Origin of the sequence: Micromonospora sp. NPDC023737, assembly GCF_040639715.1 — a bacterium.
Lineage (GTDB): Bacteria > Actinomycetota > Actinomycetes > Mycobacteriales > Micromonosporaceae > Micromonospora.
On record NZ_JBFAAL010000002.1, the window covers coordinates 694,869 to 718,266 of the forward strand.

Below are 23,398 nucleotides of genomic sequence, written 5' to 3' on the forward strand. Positions count from 1 at the left end.
CGTCGGTGGTGAAACCGGTCATCGTGCCACGTCCGGAAAATGCTTCACGAGGGACCCCGGATTAGTACGTGCAATCCGGGGTCCGATCAGGGACGATTGGCGCAACGGACGTCGGTGATCCGGCCGGCGTCGACCGTGGTGGCCGCGTGCCCGTCCCCGGTCGGCGGCGCGCGGAAGGTGCCGCTGAACCGGGAGGGTGAGCGCGATGCCTGACATACGACCCACGGTGGGCTCCGGTGCGCTGGTCCTCAATGCCACTTACGAGCCGCTGTGTGTCGTGTCGGTGCGTCGTGCCGCGATCCTCGTCCTGTCCGCGAAAGCAGTCTGCGTCGCCGATGGTGACGGCATCCTGCACAGCGCCCGGGAGGCTCTCCCGGTGCCGTCGGTGGTCCGGTTGACCCGGTACGTCCGGGTGCCTTACCGCACCCACGTCGGGCTGTCCCGCCGGGCGATCTTCGCTCGCGACGGCTGGCGTTGCGCCTACTGCTGCGGGCCGGCGGAGACCATCGACCACGTCTTCCCGCGGAGCCGAGGTGGCCGGCACGCGTGGGACAACGTGGTGGCCGCCTGCGCCCGGTGCAACCACACGAAGGGCGACAAGACGCCCGCCGAGTTGGGCTGGCGGCTGCGCTCGGCGCCCACGGCGCCGAAGGGCACCGCCTGGCGGGTGCTCGGCCACCGTGCGCCCGACCCGCGCTGGGCCGACTGGCTGGACCTGCGCGAGCCCGAGGCGGCCTGAGCCGACGTGCCTCACCGGTGTGCCTTCACCAGGGACGCGAAGACCACCACGTTGTCCGCGTAGCCGGTCGCCCCACCGACCCACCGGCCACCGCAGGTGATCAGGCGCAGGTTCGGGCGGCTGAAGTCGCGGAAGACCTCGTCCACCGGCAACTCGTTCTTGTCGAACCGCTGCACCGAGTTGACCTCGAAGACCGCCACGGTGCCGTCCTCCCGGGTCACCTCCACCTGGTCGCCGGCGCGCAGTTCCTTGAGGTGGTGGAACACCGCCGGCCCGCTGGTGGTGTCCACGTGCCCGACGATCACCGCCGGACCGTACTGGCCGGGGGTGGGACCCTGGTCGTACCAGCCCGCCTCCTGTGCCCGGCTGGTTTCCGGCACCCCGATGCTGCCGTCCGGGGCGATCCCCACGTTGTGCACCGGGGCGCGGAGGTCGATCGTGCGGATCGAGAGTTCCGCCGGTGGGCTCGCCGGCAGCACCGGGAACTTCTTCGGCGGCGGGCGCAGACCCGCGCTGAGCTGGTCCGGAAGGACGCTGAGCCCGGTCACCCGTTCCACCCCGAGCACCGCGACGATCAGCACCATCAGCGCGGCGACGAGCATCACCGGAATTCCCGGGCCGCCGGCCGCTCCGATCCGGTGGCGCGTTCGTGGACGTCCGGGCCGGGTCGGCAGTGGCGCCGTCCTCGGATCGGTGGTGGCGACGCCCGCGGAGAGCGTGTGCCGGGCGACCCGGCGCAGCCGTCGCGAGGCCCGGACCGTCAGCCGTCCGGACGCGCGCAGGGCCGACCGGGTGGCCGTCCGGAACGTGTTCCGATCCGGCCGCCTCCGCCCTGCGGCTGAGCGGGCCATGCTGCCCCCGGATCAGGAACCGGCTCCGCGACGGCGGCTGCCCAGCATGCCCAGGGCCACCGCGACGCCGGCCGCGGCGAGTCCGCCGATCAGCAGCATCGTGCCGGTGCGCCCGCCCGTGGCGGTGCCCCCGCCGCCGGTGGCCGGGCCCTTGCTCGGCTGGGCCATGTTCAGCACGGTGAGCATGGCGGACGCGGTGTTCCCGTTGGGGCAGCGCAGATTGACCGGGTAGTCACCGGGCTGCTTGTCCCGTGGCACGTTGGCCGAGCCGGTCAGGAACCCGTTGTCCGGTCGTACCGTCACCCGACCGAATGCGTCCGACTCGACCTGCGCCTGCCGGTTGTTGTTGTCGCAACTCGCCCGGATCTGCACCCGTTCGCCAGCTTGGACGCTGTTCGGCGTGACCTCGACGAACACGTTCTCACCCGCCCGAGCGGGCGCGGCGCCGGCCAGGACGAACGCCGCGATCAGCGCGAACGCCCCGAGCAGCCTGCTGATGGTCGACGGGGCGGGAACCACACCACCGTCTGGTCGCTGACCCCGCATGATCCTCCCTCCCGGCACCGGTGCACCGGTCCTGCTGGGGCGACCTGCGGTGCTTTCCCTCTGGTCTGCCGGCAAACCCGGAGCGGATCGGGACGGGACGTCGGGCGACCGCGTGGTGACGAGCCCGGTCAGCGGCGGCGGAGGTCAGCCTCCGGTCCGGCCGGCCCGGGCAGCGGGGTGATCGGGTGCCAGTCCAGCGGGGTGGAGAGGATCATCGTGCTGGAGGGCTGGCCGTGCGGGGCGAGCCGGTCGATGACGCGCTCGAACTCGACGATCGACCCGGCAGCCACCCGGAGGACACAGCACGCGTCTCCGGTGATGCGGTGGATCTCCAGGATCTCCGGCCAGCCGGCGACCTGTTCGTTGTTGAGGATGCAACGCGGCCCGTAGCAGTTCATCTGGATGAGCGCGCCCACCGTGCGCCCGGCCCGGCTCAGGTCGACGTGGGCGTGGTAGCCGGTTATCACCCCCGACTCCTCCAGCCGGCGAACCCGCTCGGCCACTGCGGGCGGTGAGAGGTGTACGCGGCGGGAGAGTTCGCTGAAGGAGAGGCGCGCATCGGTCTGCAACTCCCGGAGCAGCGTCCAGTCCATGTCGTCCATCAGCCGATCTTACGTTCCTGAACCAGAAGGGCCTTCATGCCTTTCGTGCGACAGGTGGGCTTCGGGAAGTACCGTCGATCAGGCATTCCATCGGGCGAACCACCCGCGACATCATGTTGTGAATCCGGCTCGAAGGAGACGACAGGTGGAGCAGATGGAGCTGCGGAGCCCGACGCTGACCTCGGCGGTACGCCCGGTCACGCCGCAGCAGCGGGCGGCCAAGGCGGCACACACCGGCGGCAAGCCGACTCTGGAGTTCGCCGGCCGGGTGCCCTACGACGTGTACACCCACGCGAGCACCCTGCACCAGTTGCAACAACCGCTCAGCGACGACCCGGGCGAGATGTCCTTCCTCATGGTCACCCAGATCATGGAGCTCTACTTCGGGCTGACCCGCTACGAGTTGCTCCAGGCCCAGCGGATGATCCGCGCCGACCAGGTGTGGGACACGCTCGCGCCGCTGCGCCGGGCCGCCCTGCACCTGGAGGCGCTCAACGCGGCGTGGCGCGGGTTGCGCTGGATGACGCCGGCCGACTTCAACCGGTTCCGCGACCTGCTCGGTGAGGCGTCCGGCTTCCAGTCCGCCATGTACCGGCAGCTGGAGTTCCTGCTCGGTCTCCGGGACCCGGCGCTCATCCGTCCGTTCCGCCGGCACACCGAGGTGTACGACGAGCTGCGCGATACCCTCGCCGCGCCGAGCCTATGGGACGACGTGGTCGCACTGCTCGCCCGGCACGGCTTCGACGTCCCCGCCGAGGTGCTCGACCGGGACGTCAGCATCGAGCACGAGACGCACCCGCAGATCGAGGCGGCCTGGGTGGCGATCTACGCCGACAACGGGCCGGACAACCACCTCCGGCTGCTCGGCGAGGCGCTCACCGAGGTGGCCGATCAGTTCGGCGAGTGGCGCTGGCAGCACGTCAAGGCCGTGCAGCGGACGATGGGCGCCAAGGTCGGCAGCGGCGGCTCCGCCGGATTGGCGTGGCTGCAGCGCAGCATGGCCCGGGTGGTCTTCCCCGAGCTGTGGTCGGCCCGCACCAGTATGTGAACGAGAGCGAGAAAGCAACCGAATGAACGCCCCTCACTCCGTCCCACCCCGAATCACCGCGCCGGAGGACGAGGCCCGGCAGCTCGACGCGACCGATCCCGGGCACCGCCACCTGTTCCACGTGCCTCCCGCCGACGGTGGTCGCTACCCGGAGGCCGCCTATCTGGCCGGGAACTCGCTCGGACTGCAGCCGCGAGCCACCCGCGAGGAACTCCTCGCCGACCTGGACGCCTGGGGTCAGCTCGGCGTCGAGGGGCACCTGGAGGCGCAGCGGCCCTGGCTGCCGTACCACGAACTGCTCACCGAACCGGCCGCGCGACTGGTCGGCGCCCAGCCGGCGGAGACCGTGGTGATGAACTCGCTCACGGTCAACCTGCACCTGCTGATGGTCAGCTTCTACCGCCCGGCCGGCCGGCGTACGCAGATCGTCATCGAGGACAGTGCCTTCCCGTCGGACAGCTACGCCGTACGCAGCCAGGCCCGGTTCCACGGGCTCGACCCGGACGAGACCGTGGTCCGGCTGCGGCCGCGCCCGGGTGAGGACACCCTGCGCACCGAGGAGGTGACCGACTACCTGGCCGCGGCGGGCGACCGGGTGGCGTTGGTGCTGCTGGGCGGCGTCAACTACCTCACCGGCGAGCTGCTGGACATCCCGGCGATCACCGCGGCCGGCCGGGCCGCCGGCGCGATCGTCGGCTGGGACCTCGCGCACGCCGCCGGCAACGTGCCGCTGCACCTGCACGACTGGGGGGTGGACTTCGCCGCCTGGTGCTCGTACAAGTATCTGAACTCCGGTCCCGGGGCGTTGGCCGGGGCGTTCGTGCACGAGCGGCACCTCGGCGACCCGACGTTGCCCCGCTTCGAGGGGTGGTGGAGCACCGACGCCGCGACCCGGTTCGAGATGACCCCGGTGTCCCGGCCACCGGCCACCGTGGAGGCGTGGCAGATCTCCAACCCGCCGATCTTCTCGATGGGTCCGGTCCGCACCTCGCTCGAGCTCTTCGACACCATCGGCATGCCGGCGCTGCGTGAGCGGAGCCTGCGCCTCACCGGATACCTGCGGCGGCTGCTCGACGAGGTGAGCGTCGACCGGCCGCTGACCGTGGTCACCCCGCGGGAACCGCAGCGGCACGGGTGCCAACTGTCGGTACGCATCGCCGCCGGCAGCGCCGCGGAACTCAGCAAGCGGCTGCGCCACGAGCACGGGGTGATCGCCGACGCCCGGGAGCCCGACGTCGTCCGGTTCGCCCCGGTCCCGCTCTACTCCACGTACCACGACTGCTGGCGGGTCGCCGACGCGCTGGCCGCGACGGTCGCGGAGGTGACCCGATGAGCCGGGAACACGACGAGATCGCGGTGGTCGGCGCGGGCCTGGCCGGCTGTCTGCTGGCCTGCTTCCTGGCCCGCCGCGGCTACCGGGTGGCGCTCTACGAGCGGCGGCCAGATCCGCGTACCGGCCGGGTCGAGCGGGGCCGTTCGATCAACCTGGCCCTCTCCGAGCGTGGCCTGGACGCGCTGCGCCGGATCGGCCTCGACGAGCAGGTGATGACCGACGCCCTGCCGATGCGCGGCCGAATGATCCACCCGGTGGCGGGGGAACCGCAGTTCCAGTCCTACAGCGCCTCCGGGGATCGGGCGATCAACTCGATCAGCCGGGGCGCGTTGAACAACGCCCTGCTCGACGCGGCCACCGCGCTGCCCGGCGTACGGGCCGCCTTCGATCACCGGCTGGTGGGGCTCGACCCGGCCACCGGTGAGATGACGTTCGACACCCCACAGGGCAAGGTGACGGCGAACGCCCAGGTGGTCCTCGGCACGGACGGGGCCGGATCGGCCGTACGGGGTCAGCTGCTCGCCAACGGGCTGCTCGAGGAGAGCCTGGACTTCCTCGACTACGGCTACAAGGAGCTGACCATCCCGGCGATGGGCGGCGACTTCGCGCTGGATCCGGACGCCCTGCACATCTGGCCACGCGGCACCTCGATGATGATCGCGCTGCCGAACCCGGACCGCTCCTTCACCTGCACGCTCTTCTGGCCGACGCACGGCACGTCTGCCTTCGCCTCGCTGGGCAGCCCGGCGGCGATCGAACGGCACTTCGCCGAGCACTACCCGGACCTGATCCCGCTCGCGCCGAACCTCGTGGACGACTACCAGCACAACCCGGTCGGCGTCCTCGGCACGGTCCGCTGCACGCCGTGGCAGGTCACGGGGAAGGTGGGCCTGCTCGGCGACGCGGCGCACGCCATCGTGCCGTTCTACGGCCAGGGCGCGAACTGCGCGTTCGAGGACGTGGTCGAGCTGGACCGTTGCCTGGACGAGTGCGCCGACGACTGGGCGGCCGCGTTGCCGCTGTTCCAGCAGCGCCGGCAGGAGAACACCGAGGCGATCGCCCGGATGGCGCTGGCGAACTTCGTGGAGATGCGGGACAAGGTCGCCTCGCCACTGTTCCAGCTCGGCCGCAAGGTCGAGCACGCGTTGGAGCGGGCGCTGCCGGGCCGGTACGTCTCCCGCTACGAGTTGGTGTCCTTCTCCACCACGCCGTACGCGGAGGTGGTCCGTCGGGTGCGCCGGCAACACCAGGCGCTCGGTGTGGTCGCCGCGGGCGCGGCGGCCCTGCTGGTCGGCGCCGTCGGTGCGGCGCTCGGCCGAGGGAGGCGTCGATGACCGTCAGGTGGGATCCCCGGCTGATGACCGGGCGGGCGTCGGACGGGCCGAGCCTGCTGCGCAACTTCGTCGCCGGTGAGTTCGTCGACTCGGGACGGCGCTTCACCAAGGCCAGCCCGGTCACCGGCGACCCGGTCTTCGAGGTAGCGGAGGCCGACGCGTCCTGCGTGGACGACGCGGTGACCGCCGCCCGGGCGGCGCTGCGCGGCCCGTGGGGCCGGATGGGCGAGCGGGAGCGCGCGGAGGTGCTGCGCCGGGTCGCCAACGAGCTGGAACGTCGCTTCGACGACCTGGTCACCGCCGAGGTGGCCGACACCGGAAAGTCGATCTCGCAGGCCCGTACGCTCGACATCCCGCGCGGGGCCGCGAACTTCCGAGCCTTCGCCGAGATCGTCGCGACCGCGCCCACCGAGTCGTTCACCACCGTCACCCCCACCGGCGGGCGCGCACTGAACTACGCCGTACGCAAACCGGTCGGTGTGGTGGCTGTCATCGTGCCGTGGAACCTGCCGCTGCTGCTGCTCACCTGGAAGGTGGCGCCGGCCCTGGCCTGCGGCAACGCGGTGGTGGTGAAGCCCAGCGAGGAGACCCCCGCCTCGGCGACGCTGCTCGCCGAGGTGATGGCCGCGGCGGGCGTACCGGCGGGGGTGTTCAACCTGGTGCACGGCTTCGGCCCGGACTCGGCGGGGGAGCACCTCACCCGGCACCCGGGAGTCGACGCGATCACGTTCACCGGCGAATCGGCCACCGGCAGCGCCATCATGCGGGCCGCCGCCGACGGGGTGAAGGCGGTCAGCTTCGAGCTCGGTGGCAAGAACGCCGGGCTGGTCTTCGCCGACGCCGACCTGGACGCGGCGGTCGCCGGCTCGGTGCGTTCCAGCTTCACCAACGGCGGACAGGTCTGCCTCTGCACCGAACGCATCTACGTGCAGCGGCCGGTCTTCGAGGAGTTCACCGCACGGCTCGCGGAGCGGGCGGGTGAACTGGCGTACGGCTGGCCGACCGACGAGGCCACCGCCACCATGCCGCTGATCTCGCACGGGCACCGCACCAAGGTGCTCGGCCACTACGACCTGGCCCGCGCCGAGGGCGCGCAGGTGCTTGCCGGGGGCGGCACGCCACGCTTCGGGGACGCCCGCGACGGCGGGGCGTACGTGCAGCCGACGGTGTTGACCGGGCTGAGCCCGGACGCCCGGACGAACCGCGAGGAGATCTTCGGGCCGGTCGTGCACGTGGCGGCGTTCGACGACGAGGAGGAGGCGTACGCGCTGGCCAACGGCACGGAGTACGGCCTCGCGGCGACGGTGTGGACGCGGGACGTGGGCCGGGCGCACCGGGCCGGTGTCCGGCTCGACGCCGGCATCGTCTGGGTGAACACGTGGTTCCTGCGCGACCTGCGCACCCCGTTCGGCGGTGTGAAGGCGTCCGGCATCGGCCGCGAGGGCGGCATCCACTCGCTGGACTTCTACTCCGAACTCACCAATGTCTGCGTGGACCTCGCATGAGCGGGCCGGCCGTTCGGCTCGTCCGCGGGGCACCGCGAGTGGGCGCGGCGGGCAGAATGCGCCGCGTCGCCACCGTACGCATCGAGGAGCGGGCATGACCGTCGACATCGAAGCGGCGAGCCGCGAACTCGTGCGCGCCCGCCAGGAGGGCAAGCCGTGCCCGCCCCTGCGGGGACGGCTGCTGCCCGAGGGTGACATCGAGTCGGCCTACCAGGCGCAGCAGGTGTACACCCGGCAGCGGCTCGGCGCGGGCCACCGCCGGGTGGGGGCGAAGATCGGGCTCACCTCCCGCGCGGTGCAGGAGAGCTTCGGCGTCTTCCAGCCGGACTTCGGCGTGCTCTTCGACGACATGGCGGTCCCGGACGGCGTCGAGGTGCCGATGGGACGGTTGCTCCAACCCCGGGTGGAGGCGGAGGTCGCCTTCGTGCTCGGGGCCGACCTGCCCGACGAACGGATCACCACCGCCGACCTGATCCGCGCGGTCGATCACCTGCTGCCGGCCATCGAGATCGTCGCCTCCCGGATCGCCGGTTGGGACATCTCCATCGTCGACACCGTGGCCGACAACGCCTCGAGCGGGCTCTTCGTGCTCGGCGCCACGCCGCGTCGTCTCTCCGACGTGGACCTGCGGCTCTGCGGCATGGTCCTCGAGCAGGCCGGGGAGCCGGTCTCGGTCGGCGCCGGCGCGGCCTGCCTGGGCAATCCGCTGCACGCGCTGGAGTGGCTCGCGCGCACCCTGGCCCGTTCGGGCGACCCGCTCCGCGCCGGGGACGTGGTGCTCTCCGGGGCGCTCGGCCCGATGGTGCCGGTCACGCCCGGCGCCGCCTACGAGGCGCGGATCTCCGGCCTCGGCTCGGTACGTACCTGCTTCACAAAGGACGGTGACCGGTGAAAGAGCTTGCGAGCCCCGCGGTCGCGAACGAAAGGTTGGCGCGATGAGTGTCGGGGTGGCGGTGATCGGCTCCGGCAACATCGGGACCGATCTGATGATCAAAGTGCTGCGGCTGAGTGACAGCCTGCGCATGGTGGCGATGGCCGGCATCGACCCGGAGTCCGACGGCCTGGCCCGGGCCCGCAGGCTCGGCGTGGCCACCACCGCCGGTGGGGTGGACGGTTTGGTCGCGATGCCGGAGTTCGCCGACGTCGAGGTCGTGTTCGACGCCACCTCGGCCGGCGCGCACTGGCGCAACGACGCGGTGCTGGCCGCGCACGGGCGCACCGTCATCGACCTGACCCCGGCCGCGATCGGTCCGTACGTGGTGCCGCCGGTCAACCTCGACGAGCACCTGCACGAGCGCAACCTCAACATGGTCACCTGCGGCGGCCAGGCCACCGTGCCGATCGTCGCGGCCGTGGGCCGGGTGACGCCGGTGGCGTACGGCGAGATCGTCGCCTCGATCTCCTCGAGGTCGGCCGGCCCGGGCACGCGGGCGAACATCGACGAGTTCACCGAGACGACCGCGCGGGCCATCGAGGTGGTCGGCGGCGCCGAGCAGGGCAAGGCCGTCATCGTGCTCAACCCGGCCGACCCGCCGCTGCTGATGCGGGACACGGTCTACTGCCTCTGCCCGGATCCGGAGGCCGACACCGGCGCGATCTCGGCCTCCGTCGCGGAGATGGTGGCGACCGTGCAGGAGTACGTGCCCGGCTACCGGCTCAAGCAGGACGTGCAGTTCGACCGGGTGGACACGTACGTGCCGTCGCTCGGCTGCCACCTGTTCGGCCTGCAGGTCTCGGTCTTCCTGGAGGTCTCCGGCGCCGGGCACTACCTGCCCGAGTACGCCGGGAACCTGGACATCATGACCTCGGCGGCGCTGCGCACCGCCGAACGGGTGGTGGCGCGGCGCGAAGCCGTGGCCGCTGGGTTGGCCGTGAGCGCGGCGGAGCGGGGCTCCGCAGCCGTGAACAGTGAGGTGACCGCGTGACCGAGCTGTACATCCAGGACGTGACGTTGCGCGACGGCATGCACGCCATCGCCCACCGGTACACGGTCGACCAGGTACGCACCATCGCCGCGGCGCTCGACGCGGCCGGTGTGGCCGCCATCGAGGTGGCCCACGGCGACGGTCTCGCCGGTTCCAGCGTCAACTACGGTCACGGCGCGGCCAGCGACGCCGAGTGGATCGCCGCGGCGGCCGAGGCGTTGACGGACGCGAAGCTGACCACGCTGCTGCTGCCCGGTATCGGCACCATCGCCGACCTGAAGGCCGCCCGCGCGCTCGGGGTGACCAGCGTGCGGATCGCCACCCACTGCACCGAGGCGGACATCTCCGCCCAGCACATCTCGTGGGCCCGCGAGAACGGCATGGACGTCTCCGGGTTCCTGATGATGTCGCACATGAACGACCCGGCCGGGCTGGCCGCCCAGGCCAAGCTCATGGAGTCGTACGGCGCGTACTGCGTCTACGTCACCGACTCCGGTGGCCGGCTGCTGATGTCGGACGTGGCCGAGCGGGTCGACGCGTACCGGCAGGTGCTGGAGCCGGAGACGCAGATCGGCATCCACGCGCACCACAACCTGTCGCTCGGCGTGGCGAACAGCGTTACGGCGGTCGAGCACGGCCGGATCGCCGGGTCCGGGCCGGCCGGGCCCGACGCGCCGTACGGGCGGACCGTCCGGGTGGACGCCTCGCTCGCCGGGATGGGCGCCGGCGCGGGCAACGCCCCGCTGGAGGTCTTCGTCGCGGTGGCCGAGCTGCACGGCTGGAAGCACGGCTGCGACGTGTTCGCGTTGATGGACGCGGCGGACGACCTGGTCCGGCCGTTGCAGGACCGGCCGGTGCAGGTGGACCGGGAGACGCTCTCACTCGGGTACGCCGGCGTCTACTCGAGCTTCCTGCGCCATGCCGAGCGTGCCTCGGCGAAGTACGGGGTGGACGTCCGCTCCATCCTCGTGGAGCTGGGCAGGCGCCGGATGGTCGGCGGCCAGGAGGACATGATCGTCGACGTGGCACTGGACCTCGCCGGCCGGGAGGGCAAGTGAACGCGAGGGACGAACCACGCCGGCGGACCGCACGGACGAGGGGTGAGTCGGCATGATCGGGCCGGACGTCGCGGGGATCGCCGAGCGGCTCGGCCTCGCCGCGGAGACCGCCACCGCGATCGGACAGCTCGCCGCGGAGGCGGGCCTCGACGTCGACGCCGCGTACGCGGTGCAGACAGCGCTTCTGCAGCGCCGGCTGGACCGGGGGGAGCGACTCGTCGGGCTCAAGATGGGGCTCACCAGCCGGGCGAAGATGGCCCAGGTCGGCGTGGACGAGGTGATCTGGGGCCGGCTCACCGACGTCATGCGGGTGCCCGACGGCGGCACCGTCGACTCCGGGGCGTACATCCACCCGCGAGTGGAGCCGGAGGTGGCGTTCCTGCTGGACCGCCTCCCCGAGCCGGGCGAGCCGGTCGGCGACTTCACCGACGCGGTCCGCGCGGTCGCGCCGGCGATCGAGCTGATCGACTCGCGGTACGCGGACTTCACGTTCTCGCTGCCCGACGTCGTCGCCGACAACACGTCGGCCGCGGCTTTCGTGGTCGGCCCCTGGTCGCCGGTGCCGGACGGGTTGGAGAACCTGGGCGTGCTGCTGGAGATCGACGGTCGCGTGGCCCAGGTCGGTTCGACCGCGGCGATCCTCGGCGACCCGCGCCGCGCCCTCGACGAGGGGATCCGGCTGGCCGGCCGGCACGGCGTGCGGCTGCGTGAGGGGTGGCTGTTCCTCGCCGGTGCCGCGACCGCCGCCGTCCCGTTGCGTCCGGGCGCGCATGTCCGGGCCGTCGTCGAGAAGCTCGGCACGGCGACGCTGCGGGCGTCATCGTGATCTGCGGGGTGGGGGCTCCGGGCAGACCGACCGGTTCCGGGCGGTCAGGCTTGATCCCTGCGCCGGTCGGCCTGCGCGGAACCCCTGACGTGGCCCGGCGGGTGCCGTCCGTCGTGGTGCCGGGGGGTGGGAATCATGGGTGAGGGTGCCAGGGTGGTGGCGGGCAAGGCCGTGCCGCGCGGGGCGTTCCCGCACGTCAAGGTCGCGGGTGGTTTCGTCTTCGTCTCCGGTACGTCGTCCCGGCGTCCGGACAACACCTTCGCGGGCGTGGAGGTGGACGAGTTCGGCACCACCAACCTGGACATCCGCGCGCAGACACGTGCGGTCATCGAGAACATCGCAGATCTGCTCCGGTCGGTCGGCGCCGAGTTGTCCGACCTGGTCCAGGTGACGTCGTACCTGGTGAACATGAACGACTTCGGCGGCTACAACGAGGTGTGGGCGGAGTACTTCGACGCCACGGGCCCCACCCGGACCACCGTCGCCGTGCACCAGTTGCCCCACCCGCACCTGCTCATCGAGATTCAGGCCGTGGCCCTTCTTCCCTCAGGAGGTCAGTCGTGAGCGACATCGCCGAGCCGTTCAGCTTTCCGGGCTGGATCGCTCAGAACCAGCACCTGCTCAAGCCCCCCGTGGGCAACAAGGAGATGTTCCCCGGCCGGGACGACTTCATCGTGATGGTCGTGGGCGGCCCGAACCAGCGGACCGACTACCACGTCGACCCGTACGAGGAGTTCTTCTACCAGGTCAAGGGCAACATGCACATCAACCTGATGCTCCCGGAGGGGCCGCGTACGGTGCACGTGCGCGAAGGAGAGATGTGGATGTTGCCGCGCAACACCCCGCACTCGCCGCAGCGTCCGGAGGCCGGCTCGATCGGCGTGGTCGTGGAGCGGGTCCGCGAGGAGGGCACCCTGGAGAAGTTCCAGTGGTACTGCCAGGAGTGCGGGCACAAGGTGCATGAGGTCGAGTTGCAGGTGCGTGACATCGCCGCCGACCTGCCCCCGGTCTTCCAGGCGTTCTACGCCGACGAGAGGGCGCGTACCTGCGCCGGCTGCGGCGCGCTGCACCCGGGCAAGGGCTGATGCGCGCACCGGTGGTCGACGTGCACACACACGTCGTGCCGAAGGGGTGGCCGGACCTCGCCGCCGCGTGCGGCGGGTCCGGCTGGCCCTGGCTGCGGATCGACTCCGAGCGCGCCGCCATGATCATGGTGGGGGAGACGGAGTTCCGGCCGGTCGGCGCGGAGTGCTGGGACGCGGCGACCCGACTGGCCGACATGGACTCGGACGCCGTCGACGTGCAGGTCGTCTCGCCCACGCCGGTCTTCTTCAGCTACGACCGGCCGGCCGGCCAGGCGGCGAAGGTGGCCCGGATCTTCAACGACCTGACGTTGGAGGTGACCGCCGCCGGCGGGCGACGGCTGGTGCCGTTCTGCCAGGTGCCGTTGCAGGACCCCGACCTCGCCTGCGCCGAGCTGGACCGCTGTCTCGCCGCCGGGCACGTCGGGGTGGAGATCGGCAACCACGTCGGCGACCGTGACCTCGACGACGCCGGAATCGTGCAGTTCCTGACGCACTGCGCCCAGGTGGGCGCCCCCGTCTTCGTGCATCCGTGGGACATGCCGGGCGGGCCTCGACTGGATCGCTGGATGGCCCGTTGGCTGACCGGCATGCCGGCCGAGACGCACCTGTCGGTGCTGGCGTTGATCCTCGGCGGGGTCTTCGACCGGGTGCCCGACACACTGCGGATCTGCTTCGCGCACGGCGGCGGGAGCTTCCCGTTCTGGCTCGGCCGTGCCGACAACGCCTGGCACCGTCGCGGTGACCTGGTGCGCGGGGCCTCCACCGCGCCGCCCAGCACGTACGTCGACAGGTTCTGCGTCGACTCGGTGGTCTTCGACCCGGCGGCGTTGCGGCTGCTGGTCGACACCATGGGGGAGGACCGTGTGCTGGTCGGCAGCGACTACCCGTACCCGCTGGGCGAGCGACCGGTAGGGCAGGTGGTCCATCGGGCGGACTTCCTCACCGACGACCAGCGGCAGAAGCTGCTGTCCGGCAACGCCCTGCGCTTCCTCGGCCGCTAGCGGGCCGGCCGGCCCGTCCGGTGCCGGAGCGTTCGGAGAACGCTTCCGTGTCTTTCGCGCCCGACGGCACCCGGACGGGCAGGATGAGGGCATGGCCGAGCTGCACGACCTGACCGCGTTGGATCAGGCCGCCGCGATCGCCCGTGGCGAGCTGTCCAGCGTGGAACTGGTGGAGCACCACCTGTCGCGGGTGGCGGCGCTCGGTGACACCGTCGGCGCGTTCGTCACCGTCACCGCCGAGCCGGCCCGGGAGGCGGCCCGGGCCGCCGACGCGGTACCGGTGGACGAGCGCGGGCCGCTGCACGGCGTACCGACCGCTATCAAGGATCTGACGCTGACCGCCGGGGTACGGACGACCTTCGGCTCGGCCGCCTTCGCCGACTTCGTGCCACCGGTCGACGCCGACGTGGTCCGGTTCATCCGGGCCGCCGGCCTGATCAGCCTCGGCAAGACCACCACCTCCGAGCTGGGCTGCTCGCTCTACTCGGAGGGTCTGGTGGCGCCTCCGGCGCGCAACCCGTGGGACCTCTCGTACACCGCCGGCGGGTCCAGCGGCGGTGCGGCGTCCGCGGTGGCGGCGGGGCTGGTGCCGGTGGCACAGGGCTCCGACGGCGGCGGCTCGCTGCGCATCCCCGCCGGGCTCTGTGGTCTGGTCGGCTACAAACCCAGCCGCGGGGTGGTCTCCGGCGGCCCGCTCGGTTTCGGCGCGTTCGGCCTGCCCACCCACGGCCCCATCGGGCGTACGGTCACCGACGTCGCCGCCCTGCTCGACGTGCTGGCGCAGCCGGTGCCGGGCGAGCCCTACCTGTCGCCCGGACCGCCGCCCGGGGGCTACCTCGCGGCGGCCCGCGCAGCCGCCCCGGGCCGGCTGCGGATCGGGCGGTTCACCGCGCCGATGCTCGCCGAGGAGCCGGTGCACCCCGACTGCGTGGCCGCGGTGGACCGGGCCGCCGAGTTGCTCGCCGCCGCCGGTCACGAGGTGGTCGACGTGCCGCCGCCGCTCGGGCCCGCGGCGTGGCCGCTGTTCGAGGTCGTCTGGTACGTACTGGCGCTCTCTCCGGTGCCGCCGGAGCGGGAGAGCGAACTGCTGCCGCTCACCCGGTTCCTGCGCGACCGGGGCGCGGGGGTCTCGGCGGGCATGCTCTCCGCCACGCTCGGCGAACTCCAGGCCCAGGTGCGTCTCGGGGCTCGCCGTACCGCCGACTGTGATCTGCTGTTGTGCCCCACGCTCGCCGCCCCCCAGGCGCCGGTCGGCTGGTTCACCTCCGGTGGTGACCCGGCGGCGGATTTCGACCGGCAACGCCGGTTCTCGCCGTACTGCGCCATCTTCAACGTCACGGGAGAACCGTCCGTCTCGTTGCCGGTAGGGACGACTGGGACGGGACTACCTGTGGGCATCCTGTTGACCGGTCGGTACGGTGACGACGCGCGGCTGATCGCTACCGCTGCGGAATTGGAGAACTTGAGTGGCGGTTGGGATCGGCACCCCGCGATCTGGCGAGCCGTCGACTCCGCTAACGTGAATGGCAGCGGAGTCGGGCGGTTGACGCCTTGAACCTGTCCACCGACCTTGATGCCTGAGGTCTCTTCTTCCGCCTGGGGGCGTTGGGATTGTCTGTTACCGACACGTTGCTGGTTTTCGTCGGCATCCCGGCGGCAGCCATACTGGTGATCGGCGGCCTGGCGTACGCCGCCAGCCGCGGCAATGGCGGTGGCGGCGGCGCCAAGCGCTACCGGCCGGGCCGGCCCTTCGACTTCACTCCGGTCTGGTTCCTGGGCCGTCCGGAGCAGCTGGCCGACTCGGCCGGCACCGCCCTGGCCGCCGGCGCGCTGGCACCGGCGCTGACCAGCCGAAAGCAGGAGCAGGCCGGCCGTGAGACGCCGGCCGGTGGAACCGGAGGCGCAAGTGACCGTTGGTGAGGCGCAGGTCCGTAGGGGCAACCCGCCGGAGGTGCTGGACGGCCCGTTCTCGACTCGGCAGCTGCTGCGCATCGACGAGGCGCTCCGTCTGGCCGACCAGGGCACCGGCCTCGTCTTTTCGGTCTTCGTCGGTGGCCTCGACGAGCCGATCCGTGAGCACGCGGAGCGGCTGCACCGTCAGCTCGCCGACCCGGACCGCTCGGTGCTGATCGCGGTGTCGCCGAACCAGCGACGGCTGGAGGTCGTCACCGGCCGGCACGCGCGTAAGCGGATCCCGGACACGTACGCCAGGCTCGCCGCGCTCTCCATGGTGGCGGCCTTCGGCCTCGGTGACCTGGCCGGCGGCATCATCAACGGCCTCGACCAGCTCGCCAGCCACGCCGGCCGAGGCTGACCCTCGTACGACGAAGCCCGGTCCGCGTTCGCGCGGACCGGGCTTTTCCGTTGTCCGGTCCCCGGCTTCACCACGAAAACGGCACGGGGCCGACGCGGACTCGAAGCCCACGCCGGCCCCGGGCCGGTGCTTTCCGCGTCAGGCGCTGCGGGTGTCGCGCGCGCGGGCCTTGAGCGCGCGGACCACGCCGTCGCGTCCCTCGGCGACCAGCCGGCGCAGCGGCGCCGGGTGACCGTCGCCGGCCAGCCAGGCGTCGGTGGCCGCCACCGTGTCGTCCTCCACGAGGTACGTCGGGTAGGCGAGCTGGGCGAACTCCTGCGCCGGCTCGCTGTCCCGGCTGGCCCAGACCTGGCCGACCGCCGCGAAGTACTTCTCCCGGTACGGCGCGACCAGCTCGACCTGCGTCGGGTGCGTGAAGCCCTGCAGCAGCGCCCGGTTCCGCGAGTTCGGCAGCGCCTCCGGACCGGTGAGCTGCGCCCAGACAGCGGCCTTGTTCTCAGCGGTCGGCACCAGCGCGTGCACGTACGCGGCCTCGCGCTCGCCGCTCGCCGTCCGGTCGCGCGCCAGCTCGGCGTCCACGTCGGCGGGTCCGGCCGCGCCGTTGGCGACCAGCGACGCGAGCAGGCTCCAGCGCAGCTCGGTGTCGATGGTCAGGCCGGCCGGCACGTCCGTGCCGTCCAGCCAACCCCGCAGCGTCGCCAGATCCTCGCTGGAGCGGGCCGCCGAGACGTAGGCCCGGGCCCAGGCGAGCTGGAAGCCACTGCCCGCCTCGGCGGCGGCGAGCGCCGTCTTCGCGGTACGGGCCAGCTCCGCCCAACCGGTCGGCGCCCAGGCCGGGTCGGCGTAGAGGGTGAGCGTCGTGGTGGCCTGCCGCAGGGTGGCGGTGACCAGGTTGATGTCGCTCTCGGCGGGCAGCCCGGCCAGCACCAGCGCAACGTAGTCCCGCGCCGCCAGCTCCGCGTCGCGGACCATGTCCCAGGCGGCCGTCCAGCAGAGCGCCCGAGCCAGCGACGATTCGAAACCGGCGATGTGCTGCACGACGTTGGCCATCGAGCCCTCGTCCAGCCGGAGCTTCGCGTAGGTGAGGTCGTCGTCGTTCAGCAGCAGCACGTCGGCCGCCCGGACGCCGGCCAGGTCGCCGAGTTCGGTCCGCTCGCCGACCACGTCCACCTCCAGCCGGTCCCGGCGGACGAGGCGCCCGTCGGTCAGGTCGTAGAGGCCCACCCCGATCCGGTGGGTACGCAGCGTCGGGTAGTCGGCCGGCGCCTCCTGCCGCACGACCACCTGCTGGTAGGTGCCGTCCGAGCCGACGGTCACCTCCGGACGCAGCGTGTTGACCTGAGCGGTCTCCAGCCACTGGGCGGCGAACTTCCGCAGCTCCCGGCCGGAGGCCGCCTCCAGTTCGGAGAGCAGGTCGTCGAAGGTGGCGTTGCCCCAGGCGTGCTTGCCGAAGTACGCGCGCAGCCCGGCCAGGAACGGCTGCTCACCGACGTACGCCACCAGCTGCTTGAGCACGCTGGCGCCCTTGGCGTACGTGATGCCGTCGAAGTTGACCTCGACGGCCTCCATGTCCGGCATCTCGGTGTAGACCGGGTGGGTCGAGGAGAGCTGGTCCTGCCGGTAGCCCCAGTTCTTCCGGATGGACAGGAAGGTCGTCCACGCCTCACGGAAGCGGGTCGCGTGGGTGTTGCACCAGTGGCTGGCCCACTCGGCGAACGACTCGTTGAGCCACAGGTCGTTCCACCACCGCATGGTGACCAGGTCACCGAACCACATGTGGGCCATCTCGTGCAGGATCGTGTTGGCCCGCTGCTCGTACTCGAAGTCGGTCACCTGGGAGCGGAAGATGTAGTGCGACTCGGCGTGCGTGACACAGCCGAAGTTCTCCATCGCGCCGGCGTTGAAGTCGGGCACCCAGAGCTGGTCGTACTTCGGCAGCGGGTAGCGGACGCCGAACTGCTCGTGGAAGAAGTCGAAGCCCTGCTTGGTGATCAGGAAGAGGTCGTCGGCGTCCAGGTACTGCGCCATCGAGGCCCGGCAGAACACGCCCAGGTCGATGCCGTCGTGGCTGTCGCGCACCTCGTGGTACGGCCCGGCGCAGAGCGCGGTTATGTAGGTGCTCATGCGCGCGGACTGCGTGAAGTGGATGGTCTTCAGCCCCTCGCCTGCCGGCTCCTCCCGGTCGACGGGCATGTTGGACACGACCCGCCAGTGCTCCGGCACCGTGGCCCGCCAGGTGTAGACACTCTTCAGGTCCGGCTGGTCGAAGCAGGCGAAGACCCGCTGCGCGTCGGCCGTCTCGAACTGGCTGTAGAGGTAGGTCTCGCCGTCGACCGGGTCGACGGTGCGGTGCAGGCCCTGCCCGCTGCGGGAGTACGCGAAGTCGGCGTCGACGACCAGCGTGTTCTCGCTCTGCAGGCCGGCCAAAGCGAGCCCATTCTCTGCGGACCAGTCGGCGAGGTCGACCGGGGACCCGTTCAGCGTGGCCGACCGCACCGAGTCGGCGGCCACCTCGATGAAGGTGCTCGCGCCCGGCTCGGCGCAGCGGAAGCGCACCTCCGTCGTGGACCGGAAGGTACGGCCCTCGGCCGCCTGCACGGCGGTCGACAGGTCCAGAGTGATGTCGTACCCGGTCACCTCGAGCAGGCGGGCCCGTTCGGTCGCCTCGACCTGCGTCAGGTTGCGCACTCCCGGCACTGTTCGTCTCCATCCCATTCGCTGTACGCCGCGCGGCGCCCGTTCACCGACCGGCTCGTGGCGGTCGGCCCGGAGCCGAGTCTTCCATGCACCGGCCTCGCGCGGTGGCCGAGGTCACGGTCTCATTCCTCTGTCGGTCGATGCCCCGCGGGGTGAGGATCGAGAGAGACGCCGGACGATCGGCGTCCTCGTTTCGAAGGGACCTCATCGTGACCGAACGTGTCGCCGTTGACATGTGGTTCGACCCGGCCTGCCCGTGGGCCTGGATCACGTCTCGTTGGCTGCTCGAGGTCGAGCGGGTCCGCGACGTGGACATTCGCTTCCACGTGATGAGCCTGTCGGTGCTCAACGAGGGCCGGGACCACTTGCCGGAGAGCTACAAGGAGTTCCTGAGCACCGCGTGGGGGCCGGTGCGGGTCTGCATCGCCGCGGAACAGCGGTACGGCGGCGAAGCGCTGCGCAACCTCTACACCGCGCTCGGCACCCGGATCCACCTCGGCAAGGAGAAGCGGGGCCCTGAGCTGTACGCCGCCGCGCTCGCCGACGCCGGCCTGGACCCGGCGCTCGCCGCGGCCGGCGACAGCACCGAGTACGACAAGGCGCTGCGCGCCAGCCACGAGGCCGGTATGCGCCCGGTCGGCGAGGACGTGGGCACGCCTGTCATCCACGCCCCCGGCCCGGACGGCGGCACCGTCGCGTTCTTCGGCCCGGTCATCACGCCGGCTCCGAAGGGGGAGGCCGCCGGCCGGCTGTGGGACGGCGTCCTGCTGGTGGCCGGCACCCCCGGCTTCTACGAGCTGAAGCGGACCCGCGACGCCGACCCGATCTTCGACTGAGGCGCGGCGAAGGGGCCCTCGTCATCGTCTCCGTCGGGGCGGGGGCCCCTGTTAACACAGTTACCGCGCCCGTCACCGCCCCGCCGCCGACCTCGTTTGGCCGGATGTCCGCCGCAGCCGTAATCGCTGAGTTCGCAGCTCGTGGAGGCATTCCGATGGCCAAGCACCGCCATGTGTCCGGTGACGATCCGCTGAACCTGGAAGAGGCGGCCGAGCCCCCCGCGTACTGGTCGGTCGACGACTCCCGCTGGCCGGCGGTCCGACCCGACCTGCCCACGGACGTGGCGGACCTGCTCGCACCGCCGATCGTGGTGGGCGTCGCCCGGGTGGCTGCGACGTCCCGGCTGACGCCGCCCGACGCGGCGCCGACCCGCACCCGGCGGACGCCCGGCGCGGTGCCCACGCCGGCCGTGCTGGCCCCGTCGACCACCGCCCCCACGGCGGCCCGGCGGACCGCGCCGACCTCGGCCACCCGCCCGGCGGGCGCACCCGACCCGATCAGCACGCCCGCCGGCGGCCGGCACCGCCGGACCGCGGCCGAGCGCCGCTTCTGACCGCCCGCCCGCGATGGCCGATCCGTCCGGGCCGACGCTTTCACCTGATGGACGGCGGCCCGGGTCCGCGTCCGCGGTCGGTACGGCGACGGTAGCGTCAGCGGGCATGACGATCGTGCATCCGATCGCCCGGGCCTGGATCACCACCGGCGGCACCGGCGCGCAGAACTACGACGAGTTCGCCGACGACGCGGAGATCACCGCGATCATCGAGGCGAACCCGCACAGTGCTCTCGGCATCGAGATGCCGCACCGAGCCCCGGGAAGCCTCGGCAAGTCCTTCCTCGACGCGCTGCCCGACGCCGTGGCCCGGCTGGCCGAGGCCAAGGCCGACGGGAGCTACACCCCGGCCGAGCAGGTGGTGGTGCTCTACCGGATCACCGCGCCCGGTGAGGAGACCGCGTACGGGCTCTTCGCGGTGGTGGACACCGACCAGATCTCCACCCGCGCCGACGAGCCCGGGCTGGTGATCCGCAACGAGGACGTCTTCATCGCCAAGGTCCGGGAGCGGGTCGCCCTGGCCGAAGCGCTCGGCCACCTGCTCTCCCCGGTGCTGCTGCTGCAGACCGGGCGCGGCGAGGAACTGCACGAGGCGCTCGCCGCGGCCACCGAGGCGGCGGGGGTACCCGCCGCCACCGACATCGACCAGGCGGGGCGTACCCATGCGATCTGGCTGGTGGGGCCGGGACGGCAACAGGACGAGCTGACCGCGCTCGCCGGCGGCGGAGAGCTGGTGGTCGCCGACGGCAACCACCGCAGCCTCGCCGCCCAGACCGGCGGCCTGCCGCGTTTCCTGGCGGTGGTGACCACGCCGCGTTCGGTCGCCATCCAGCCGTACAACCGGCTGGTCAGCGAGCTGACCACCAGCGGCGAAGAGCTGCTGGAGCGGCTCCGGGCCGCCGGTGCGGAGATCAGCCCGATCGACGGCCCGGTCGAGGTCCCGGCGACCGGCGGCACCGTCCACCTCCGGCTGGCCGGCCAGGGGTACGCGGTGCGGCTGCCGCGCGTGGCCGGCGGCCGGCTGGAGAACCTGGACCACGCCCTGGTCGAGCGGCTGCTGCTGCGCGACGCCCTCGGTCTCGACCCGGGCGACAAGCGGATCACGTACGTGGGTGGCGACTACCCGGCGAGCTGGCTGACCGGCGAGGTCGACTCCGGTCGGGCCGAGCTGGCCGTCCTGGTCGCCCCAGTGACCGTGGACGATTTCGTGGCCGTGAATCTGGCCCGGGAGAAGATGCCGCGCAAGAGCACCTGGTTCACGCCGAAGGCGCGCGGTGGCCTCGTCGTCGCCGAGCTGCCCCGCTGAGTTGTGACGAAAACGCCCGGTGACGCCGCCCCCGCAGCGTCACCGGGCGCGGCCTGACAGACTGCGCGGTATGCGCGTCTACCTGGGATCCGACCACGCCGGCTACGAGCTGAAGGTGCACCTGGCCAGCTACCTGGCCAACCAGGGCTACGAGGTGGTGGACGTCGGTCCGCACGTCTTCGACCCCGACGACGACTACCCTGCCTTCTGCCTGCACACCGGTGACCGGGTGGTGGCCGACGAGGGAAGCCTCGGCGTCGTGATCGGCGGCTCCGGCAACGGCGAGCAGATCGCCGCCAACAAGATCGCCGGGGTGCGGGCGGCGCTCGCCTGGAACACCGAGACGGCCCAGCTGTCCCGGGAGCACAACGACGCCAACATCGTCGCCGTCGGCGCCCGGCAGCACACCCTGGACGAGGCGACCGCCATCGTCGAGGCGTTCCTCAGCACGCCGTTCTCCGGCAACGAGCGGCACGCCCGCCGGATCGCACAGGTCGCCGCGTACGAGGCGAGCCGGGAACTTCCGCCGCTGCCGTGACCCTTCCGGGGCGGGGCCACGACCGATGGTCCCACCCTGCCGGTCATCGCCACGGCGGCGAAGTGTCATCTCGAAGCGGTGAGCCGTCCCGGCCGCGTCAGCGCGGGGGCCGGGGCAGTTCCTCGCGGGGCACCCAGTTGCGTCGCACGACGACGACTCGGGCCTCGGCCTCGGCCAGGTCCTCCTCGGTCGGCCGGGCGGCGTCCCTGGCCCGCATGGCGGCGCTCGGCTTCACCTGCGACGAGCCCGACCCGACCAGGCCGCGCAGACCGCGCTCACCCTCCCGCTCGTCGCCGGGCGCGCCGCGGCGGCGGGACGGCTCAGTGCCGTCGTACACCCGTGCGGTGCTGGCCAGGGGCGCCTCCGGCTCCCGGGTCTGCTCACCGCCCTGGTGCCGTAGCCGGCGTCGCCGTCGCTCCGCATCACCCATCCACCGACCGTACCGCCGTGGCCCGGGTACCGCTGCCCGTCGATCGCCGGCACCCCCGTGGCCGGGGGAGAGCGGGACCCGGCCCGCGGCGGGTCGGTCCGTCCGGAGACGGGCAGTGGTGGGCTCGGCGACCGAATTGCCGGGTGGCTACCCTCGGACGCAGGCGCCGTCGGCGTCGTCGGTCAGGGGAGGGGACGAGCATGGCGGACCAGACACAGCCGTGGGCGGAGCGGACCGTCGAGGTGCCGCCGCAGCCCGGGGTCGTGCCACAGCAGCGGGACGGCTACCGCCGCGGTGTGGCCTCGGTCGGTCAGCCACGGGCGCCGCAGACCGAGCCGTTCCCGGTGGTGGAGGAGCCGACCGGAACGGGCTGGCCGGGCGAACCGGTTCCGCGGCAGCCGGTGAGCTGGCATCTGGCCCAACTTCGCCGCGGCGGTGAGTGGAGCGCCGCAGGCGGGCTCTTCGCCTTCGTCTGTTGGGGCATCTGGGCCGTTTCCGGCCAGGGGAACCTGACCGGCCCGATCTTCATCTTCGTGCTGAGCCTGCTGGTCGCGGTCGGGCTCTTCGCGCTCTCCCGGCTGCTCGGCCGGGTGATCCTCGAGCGGCAGCTCGGCCGGGTCCGGCGTACCGCCCGGGGTGCGCACCTGATCACGGCGGTCTTCCTCGTCGGGCTGGGTGTCGCCTGGCTCCAGCAGACCGAATGGGTCGTCTCCGCCTGGAACTGGATCACCGGCAACTGATCTGCGGGTACGCCGCGGGCGGGCCGGCCTGCGCCGCCCGCCCGCGCGTCCGGTCACGGGGATCGCCGCGACCTCGGTCGTTCTCCGCCAGGATGGTGCTGCTTACCCGGCCGGCCGCGGTTCATCCGCG

25 protein-coding genes are annotated in these 23,398 nt (G+C 72.2%); 20 read left to right on the plus strand and 5 right to left on the minus strand.

Annotated features, from left to right (window positions below; translation table 11 throughout):
* Window positions 1-205 precede the first annotated feature (205 nt).
* On the plus strand, window positions 206-739 hold the full coding sequence (locus tag AB0F98_RS08570) for an HNH endonuclease (protein WP_357730719.1): 534 nt from the start codon (window positions 206-208) through the stop codon (window positions 737-739).
* 11 nt (window positions 740-750) lie between these two features.
* Here the strand turns inward: AB0F98_RS08570 and AB0F98_RS08575 are convergent, their stop codons facing one another.
* From AB0F98_RS08575 to AB0F98_RS08585, 3 genes are all read right to left on the minus strand, one after another.
* Complete coding sequence (locus AB0F98_RS08575; protein ID WP_357730721.1) at window positions 751-1,590, minus strand: class F sortase; 840 nt, start codon at window positions 1,588-1,590, stop codon at window positions 751-753.
* A 12-nt stretch (window positions 1,591-1,602) separates the two neighbouring features.
* Window positions 1,603-2,136, minus strand: a complete 534-nt coding sequence (locus AB0F98_RS08580; protein ID WP_357730724.1) for a hypothetical protein — start codon at window positions 2,134-2,136, stop codon at window positions 1,603-1,605.
* A gap of 128 nt (window positions 2,137-2,264) precedes the next feature.
* A complete protein-coding gene (locus AB0F98_RS08585; protein ID WP_357730727.1) occupies window positions 2,265-2,738 on the minus strand; it encodes an Lrp/AsnC family transcriptional regulator in 474 nt (157 codons plus the stop codon).
* Between the two features lie 145 nt (window positions 2,739-2,883).
* On the opposite strand from AB0F98_RS08585, the gene AB0F98_RS08590 reads away from it, so the two are divergent.
* The 14 genes from AB0F98_RS08590 (at window position 2,884) to AB0F98_RS08655 (ending at window position 16,167) form a co-directional block, all read left to right on the plus strand.
* Entirely contained in the window at window positions 2,884-3,786 is a 903-nt protein-coding gene (locus AB0F98_RS08590; protein ID WP_357730730.1) for a tryptophan 2,3-dioxygenase family protein, read from the plus strand.
* Window positions 3,787-3,808: 22 nt separating this feature from the next.
* On the plus strand, window positions 3,809-5,119 hold the full coding sequence (gene kynU / locus AB0F98_RS08595; RefSeq protein WP_357730733.1) for a kynureninase: 1,311 nt from the start codon (window positions 3,809-3,811) through the stop codon (window positions 5,117-5,119).
* Window positions 5,116-6,453: an NAD(P)/FAD-dependent oxidoreductase gene (locus AB0F98_RS08600; RefSeq protein WP_357730737.1), complete on the plus strand. Its 1,338-nt coding sequence runs from the start codon at window positions 5,116-5,118 to the stop codon at window positions 6,451-6,453. Before kynU ends, AB0F98_RS08600 begins: the two co-directional genes overlap by 4 nt.
* 23 nt (window positions 6,454-6,476) lie before the next feature.
* Entirely contained in the window at window positions 6,477-7,958 is a 1,482-nt protein-coding gene (locus tag AB0F98_RS08605) for a 2-hydroxymuconic semialdehyde dehydrogenase (RefSeq protein ID WP_357730962.1), read from the plus strand.
* A 94-nt stretch (window positions 7,959-8,052) separates the two neighbouring features.
* Complete coding sequence (locus AB0F98_RS08610) at window positions 8,053-8,850, plus strand: fumarylacetoacetate hydrolase family protein (RefSeq protein WP_357730742.1); 798 nt, start codon at window positions 8,053-8,055, stop codon at window positions 8,848-8,850.
* 43 nt (window positions 8,851-8,893) lie between these two features.
* Window positions 8,894-9,883: an acetaldehyde dehydrogenase (acetylating) gene (locus tag AB0F98_RS08615; protein WP_357730745.1), complete on the plus strand. Its 990-nt coding sequence runs from the start codon at window positions 8,894-8,896 to the stop codon at window positions 9,881-9,883.
* Window positions 9,880-10,941 carry a 4-hydroxy-2-oxovalerate aldolase gene (dmpG, locus tag AB0F98_RS08620; protein ID WP_357730748.1) on the plus strand — a complete coding sequence of 354 codons (1,062 nt, stop codon included), beginning with the start codon at window positions 9,880-9,882 and terminating at the stop codon, window positions 10,939-10,941. The genes AB0F98_RS08615 and dmpG overlap by 4 nt, the downstream gene beginning before the upstream one ends.
* Window positions 10,942-10,993: 52 nt before the next feature.
* Window positions 10,994-11,767 carry a fumarylacetoacetate hydrolase family protein gene (locus AB0F98_RS08625; protein ID WP_357730752.1) on the plus strand — a complete coding sequence of 258 codons (774 nt, stop codon included), beginning with the start codon at window positions 10,994-10,996 and terminating at the stop codon, window positions 11,765-11,767.
* Window positions 11,768-11,902: 135 nt separating this feature from the next.
* Window positions 11,903-12,331 carry a RidA family protein gene (locus AB0F98_RS08630; protein WP_357730755.1) on the plus strand — a complete coding sequence of 143 codons (429 nt, stop codon included), beginning with the start codon at window positions 11,903-11,905 and terminating at the stop codon, window positions 12,329-12,331.
* Window positions 12,328-12,852, plus strand: a complete 525-nt coding sequence (locus AB0F98_RS08635) for a 3-hydroxyanthranilate 3,4-dioxygenase (protein WP_357730758.1) — start codon at window positions 12,328-12,330, stop codon at window positions 12,850-12,852. Before AB0F98_RS08630 ends, AB0F98_RS08635 begins: the two co-directional genes overlap by 4 nt.
* Window positions 12,852-13,853, plus strand: coding sequence for an amidohydrolase family protein (locus AB0F98_RS08640; RefSeq protein ID WP_357730761.1), 1,002 nt, complete (start codon window positions 12,852-12,854; stop codon window positions 13,851-13,853). The genes AB0F98_RS08635 and AB0F98_RS08640 overlap by 1 nt, the downstream gene beginning before the upstream one ends.
* A gap of 91 nt (window positions 13,854-13,944) precedes the next feature.
* Complete coding sequence (locus tag AB0F98_RS08645; protein ID WP_357730765.1) at window positions 13,945-15,408, plus strand: amidase; 1,464 nt, start codon at window positions 13,945-13,947, stop codon at window positions 15,406-15,408.
* Between the two features lie 74 nt (window positions 15,409-15,482).
* The gene (locus tag AB0F98_RS08650) at window positions 15,483-15,773 is read left to right on the plus strand and encodes a hypothetical protein (RefSeq protein ID WP_355150853.1); all 291 of its coding nucleotides are present in this window, start codon (window positions 15,483-15,485) and stop codon (window positions 15,771-15,773) included.
* Complete coding sequence (locus tag AB0F98_RS08655) at window positions 15,760-16,167, plus strand: DUF5130 family protein (RefSeq protein WP_357730768.1); 408 nt, start codon at window positions 15,760-15,762, stop codon at window positions 16,165-16,167. The genes AB0F98_RS08650 and AB0F98_RS08655 overlap by 14 nt, the downstream gene beginning before the upstream one ends.
* A gap of 138 nt (window positions 16,168-16,305) precedes the next feature.
* On the opposite strand, the gene pepN is transcribed toward AB0F98_RS08655, so the two are convergent.
* Window positions 16,306-18,855 (minus strand): aminopeptidase N, encoded by a 2,550-nt coding sequence (gene pepN, locus AB0F98_RS08660; protein WP_357730771.1) that lies wholly within the window; start codon window positions 18,853-18,855, stop codon window positions 16,306-16,308.
* 218 nt (window positions 18,856-19,073) lie between these two features.
* On the opposite strand from pepN, the gene AB0F98_RS08665 reads away from it, so the two are divergent.
* The 4 genes from AB0F98_RS08665 (at window position 19,074) to AB0F98_RS08680 (ending at window position 22,098) form a co-directional block, all read left to right on the plus strand.
* Window positions 19,074-19,700 (plus strand): disulfide bond formation protein DsbA, encoded by a 627-nt coding sequence (locus tag AB0F98_RS08665; RefSeq protein WP_357730774.1) that lies wholly within the window; start codon window positions 19,074-19,076, stop codon window positions 19,698-19,700.
* 155 nt (window positions 19,701-19,855) lie between these two features.
* Window positions 19,856-20,254: a hypothetical protein gene (locus AB0F98_RS08670; protein WP_357730777.1), complete on the plus strand. Its 399-nt coding sequence runs from the start codon at window positions 19,856-19,858 to the stop codon at window positions 20,252-20,254.
* A gap of 106 nt (window positions 20,255-20,360) precedes the next feature.
* A complete protein-coding gene (locus tag AB0F98_RS08675) occupies window positions 20,361-21,560 on the plus strand; it encodes a DUF1015 family protein (protein ID WP_357730781.1) in 1,200 nt (399 codons plus the stop codon).
* Window positions 21,561-21,630: 70 nt separating this feature from the next.
* Window positions 21,631-22,098, plus strand: a complete 468-nt coding sequence (locus AB0F98_RS08680; RefSeq protein WP_357730784.1) for a ribose-5-phosphate isomerase — start codon at window positions 21,631-21,633, stop codon at window positions 22,096-22,098.
* Between the two features lie 97 nt (window positions 22,099-22,195).
* Here AB0F98_RS08680 and AB0F98_RS08685 read toward each other — a convergent pair whose 3' ends face one another.
* Window positions 22,196-22,528 carry a hypothetical protein gene (locus AB0F98_RS08685; RefSeq protein ID WP_357730787.1) on the minus strand — a complete coding sequence of 111 codons (333 nt, stop codon included), beginning with the start codon at window positions 22,526-22,528 and terminating at the stop codon, window positions 22,196-22,198.
* Window positions 22,529-22,728: 200 nt separating this feature from the next.
* Between AB0F98_RS08685 and AB0F98_RS08690 the strand changes: the two genes are divergently transcribed.
* Complete coding sequence (locus AB0F98_RS08690; RefSeq protein WP_357730790.1) at window positions 22,729-23,268, plus strand: hypothetical protein; 540 nt, start codon at window positions 22,729-22,731, stop codon at window positions 23,266-23,268.
* Window positions 23,269-23,398: the final 130 nt, after the last annotated feature.

What these genes read in the sequence shown, in the direction of transcription:
- AB0F98_RS08570 (WP_357730719.1), top strand. Translation starts at nt 206, where the DNA reads ATGCCTGACATACGACCCACGGTGGGCTCCGGTGCGCTGGTCCTCAAT.
- AB0F98_RS08575 (WP_357730721.1), bottom strand. Translation starts at nt 1,590, where the DNA reads ATGGCCCGCTCAGCCGCAGGGCGGAGGCGGCCGGATCGGAACACGTTC.
- AB0F98_RS08580 (WP_357730724.1), bottom strand. Translation starts at nt 2,136, where the DNA reads ATGCGGGGTCAGCGACCAGACGGTGGTGTGGTTCCCGCCCCGTCGACC.
- AB0F98_RS08585 (WP_357730727.1), bottom strand. Translation starts at nt 2,738, where the DNA reads ATGGACGACATGGACTGGACGCTGCTCCGGGAGTTGCAGACCGATGCG.
- kynU (WP_357730733.1), top strand. Translation starts at nt 3,809, where the DNA reads ATGAACGCCCCTCACTCCGTCCCACCCCGAATCACCGCGCCGGAGGAC.
- AB0F98_RS08600 (WP_357730737.1), top strand. Translation starts at nt 5,116, where the DNA reads ATGAGCCGGGAACACGACGAGATCGCGGTGGTCGGCGCGGGCCTGGCC.
- AB0F98_RS08605 (WP_357730962.1), top strand. Translation starts at nt 6,477, where the DNA reads ATGACCGGGCGGGCGTCGGACGGGCCGAGCCTGCTGCGCAACTTCGTC.
- AB0F98_RS08610 (WP_357730742.1), top strand. Translation starts at nt 8,053, where the DNA reads ATGACCGTCGACATCGAAGCGGCGAGCCGCGAACTCGTGCGCGCCCGC.
- AB0F98_RS08615 (WP_357730745.1), top strand. Translation starts at nt 8,894, where the DNA reads ATGAGTGTCGGGGTGGCGGTGATCGGCTCCGGCAACATCGGGACCGAT.
- AB0F98_RS08625 (WP_357730752.1), top strand. Translation starts at nt 10,994, where the DNA reads ATGATCGGGCCGGACGTCGCGGGGATCGCCGAGCGGCTCGGCCTCGCC.
- AB0F98_RS08630 (WP_357730755.1), top strand. Translation starts at nt 11,903, where the DNA reads ATGGGTGAGGGTGCCAGGGTGGTGGCGGGCAAGGCCGTGCCGCGCGGG.
- AB0F98_RS08640 (WP_357730761.1), top strand. Translation starts at nt 12,852, where the DNA reads ATGCGCGCACCGGTGGTCGACGTGCACACACACGTCGTGCCGAAGGGG.
- AB0F98_RS08645 (WP_357730765.1), top strand. Translation starts at nt 13,945, where the DNA reads ATGGCCGAGCTGCACGACCTGACCGCGTTGGATCAGGCCGCCGCGATC.
- AB0F98_RS08670 (WP_357730777.1), top strand. Translation starts at nt 19,856, where the DNA reads ATGGCCAAGCACCGCCATGTGTCCGGTGACGATCCGCTGAACCTGGAA.
- AB0F98_RS08675 (WP_357730781.1), top strand. Translation starts at nt 20,361, where the DNA reads ATGACGATCGTGCATCCGATCGCCCGGGCCTGGATCACCACCGGCGGC.
- AB0F98_RS08680 (WP_357730784.1), top strand. Translation starts at nt 21,631, where the DNA reads ATGCGCGTCTACCTGGGATCCGACCACGCCGGCTACGAGCTGAAGGTG.
- AB0F98_RS08685 (WP_357730787.1), bottom strand. Translation starts at nt 22,528, where the DNA reads ATGGGTGATGCGGAGCGACGGCGACGCCGGCTACGGCACCAGGGCGGT.
- AB0F98_RS08690 (WP_357730790.1), top strand. Translation starts at nt 22,729, where the DNA reads ATGGCGGACCAGACACAGCCGTGGGCGGAGCGGACCGTCGAGGTGCCG.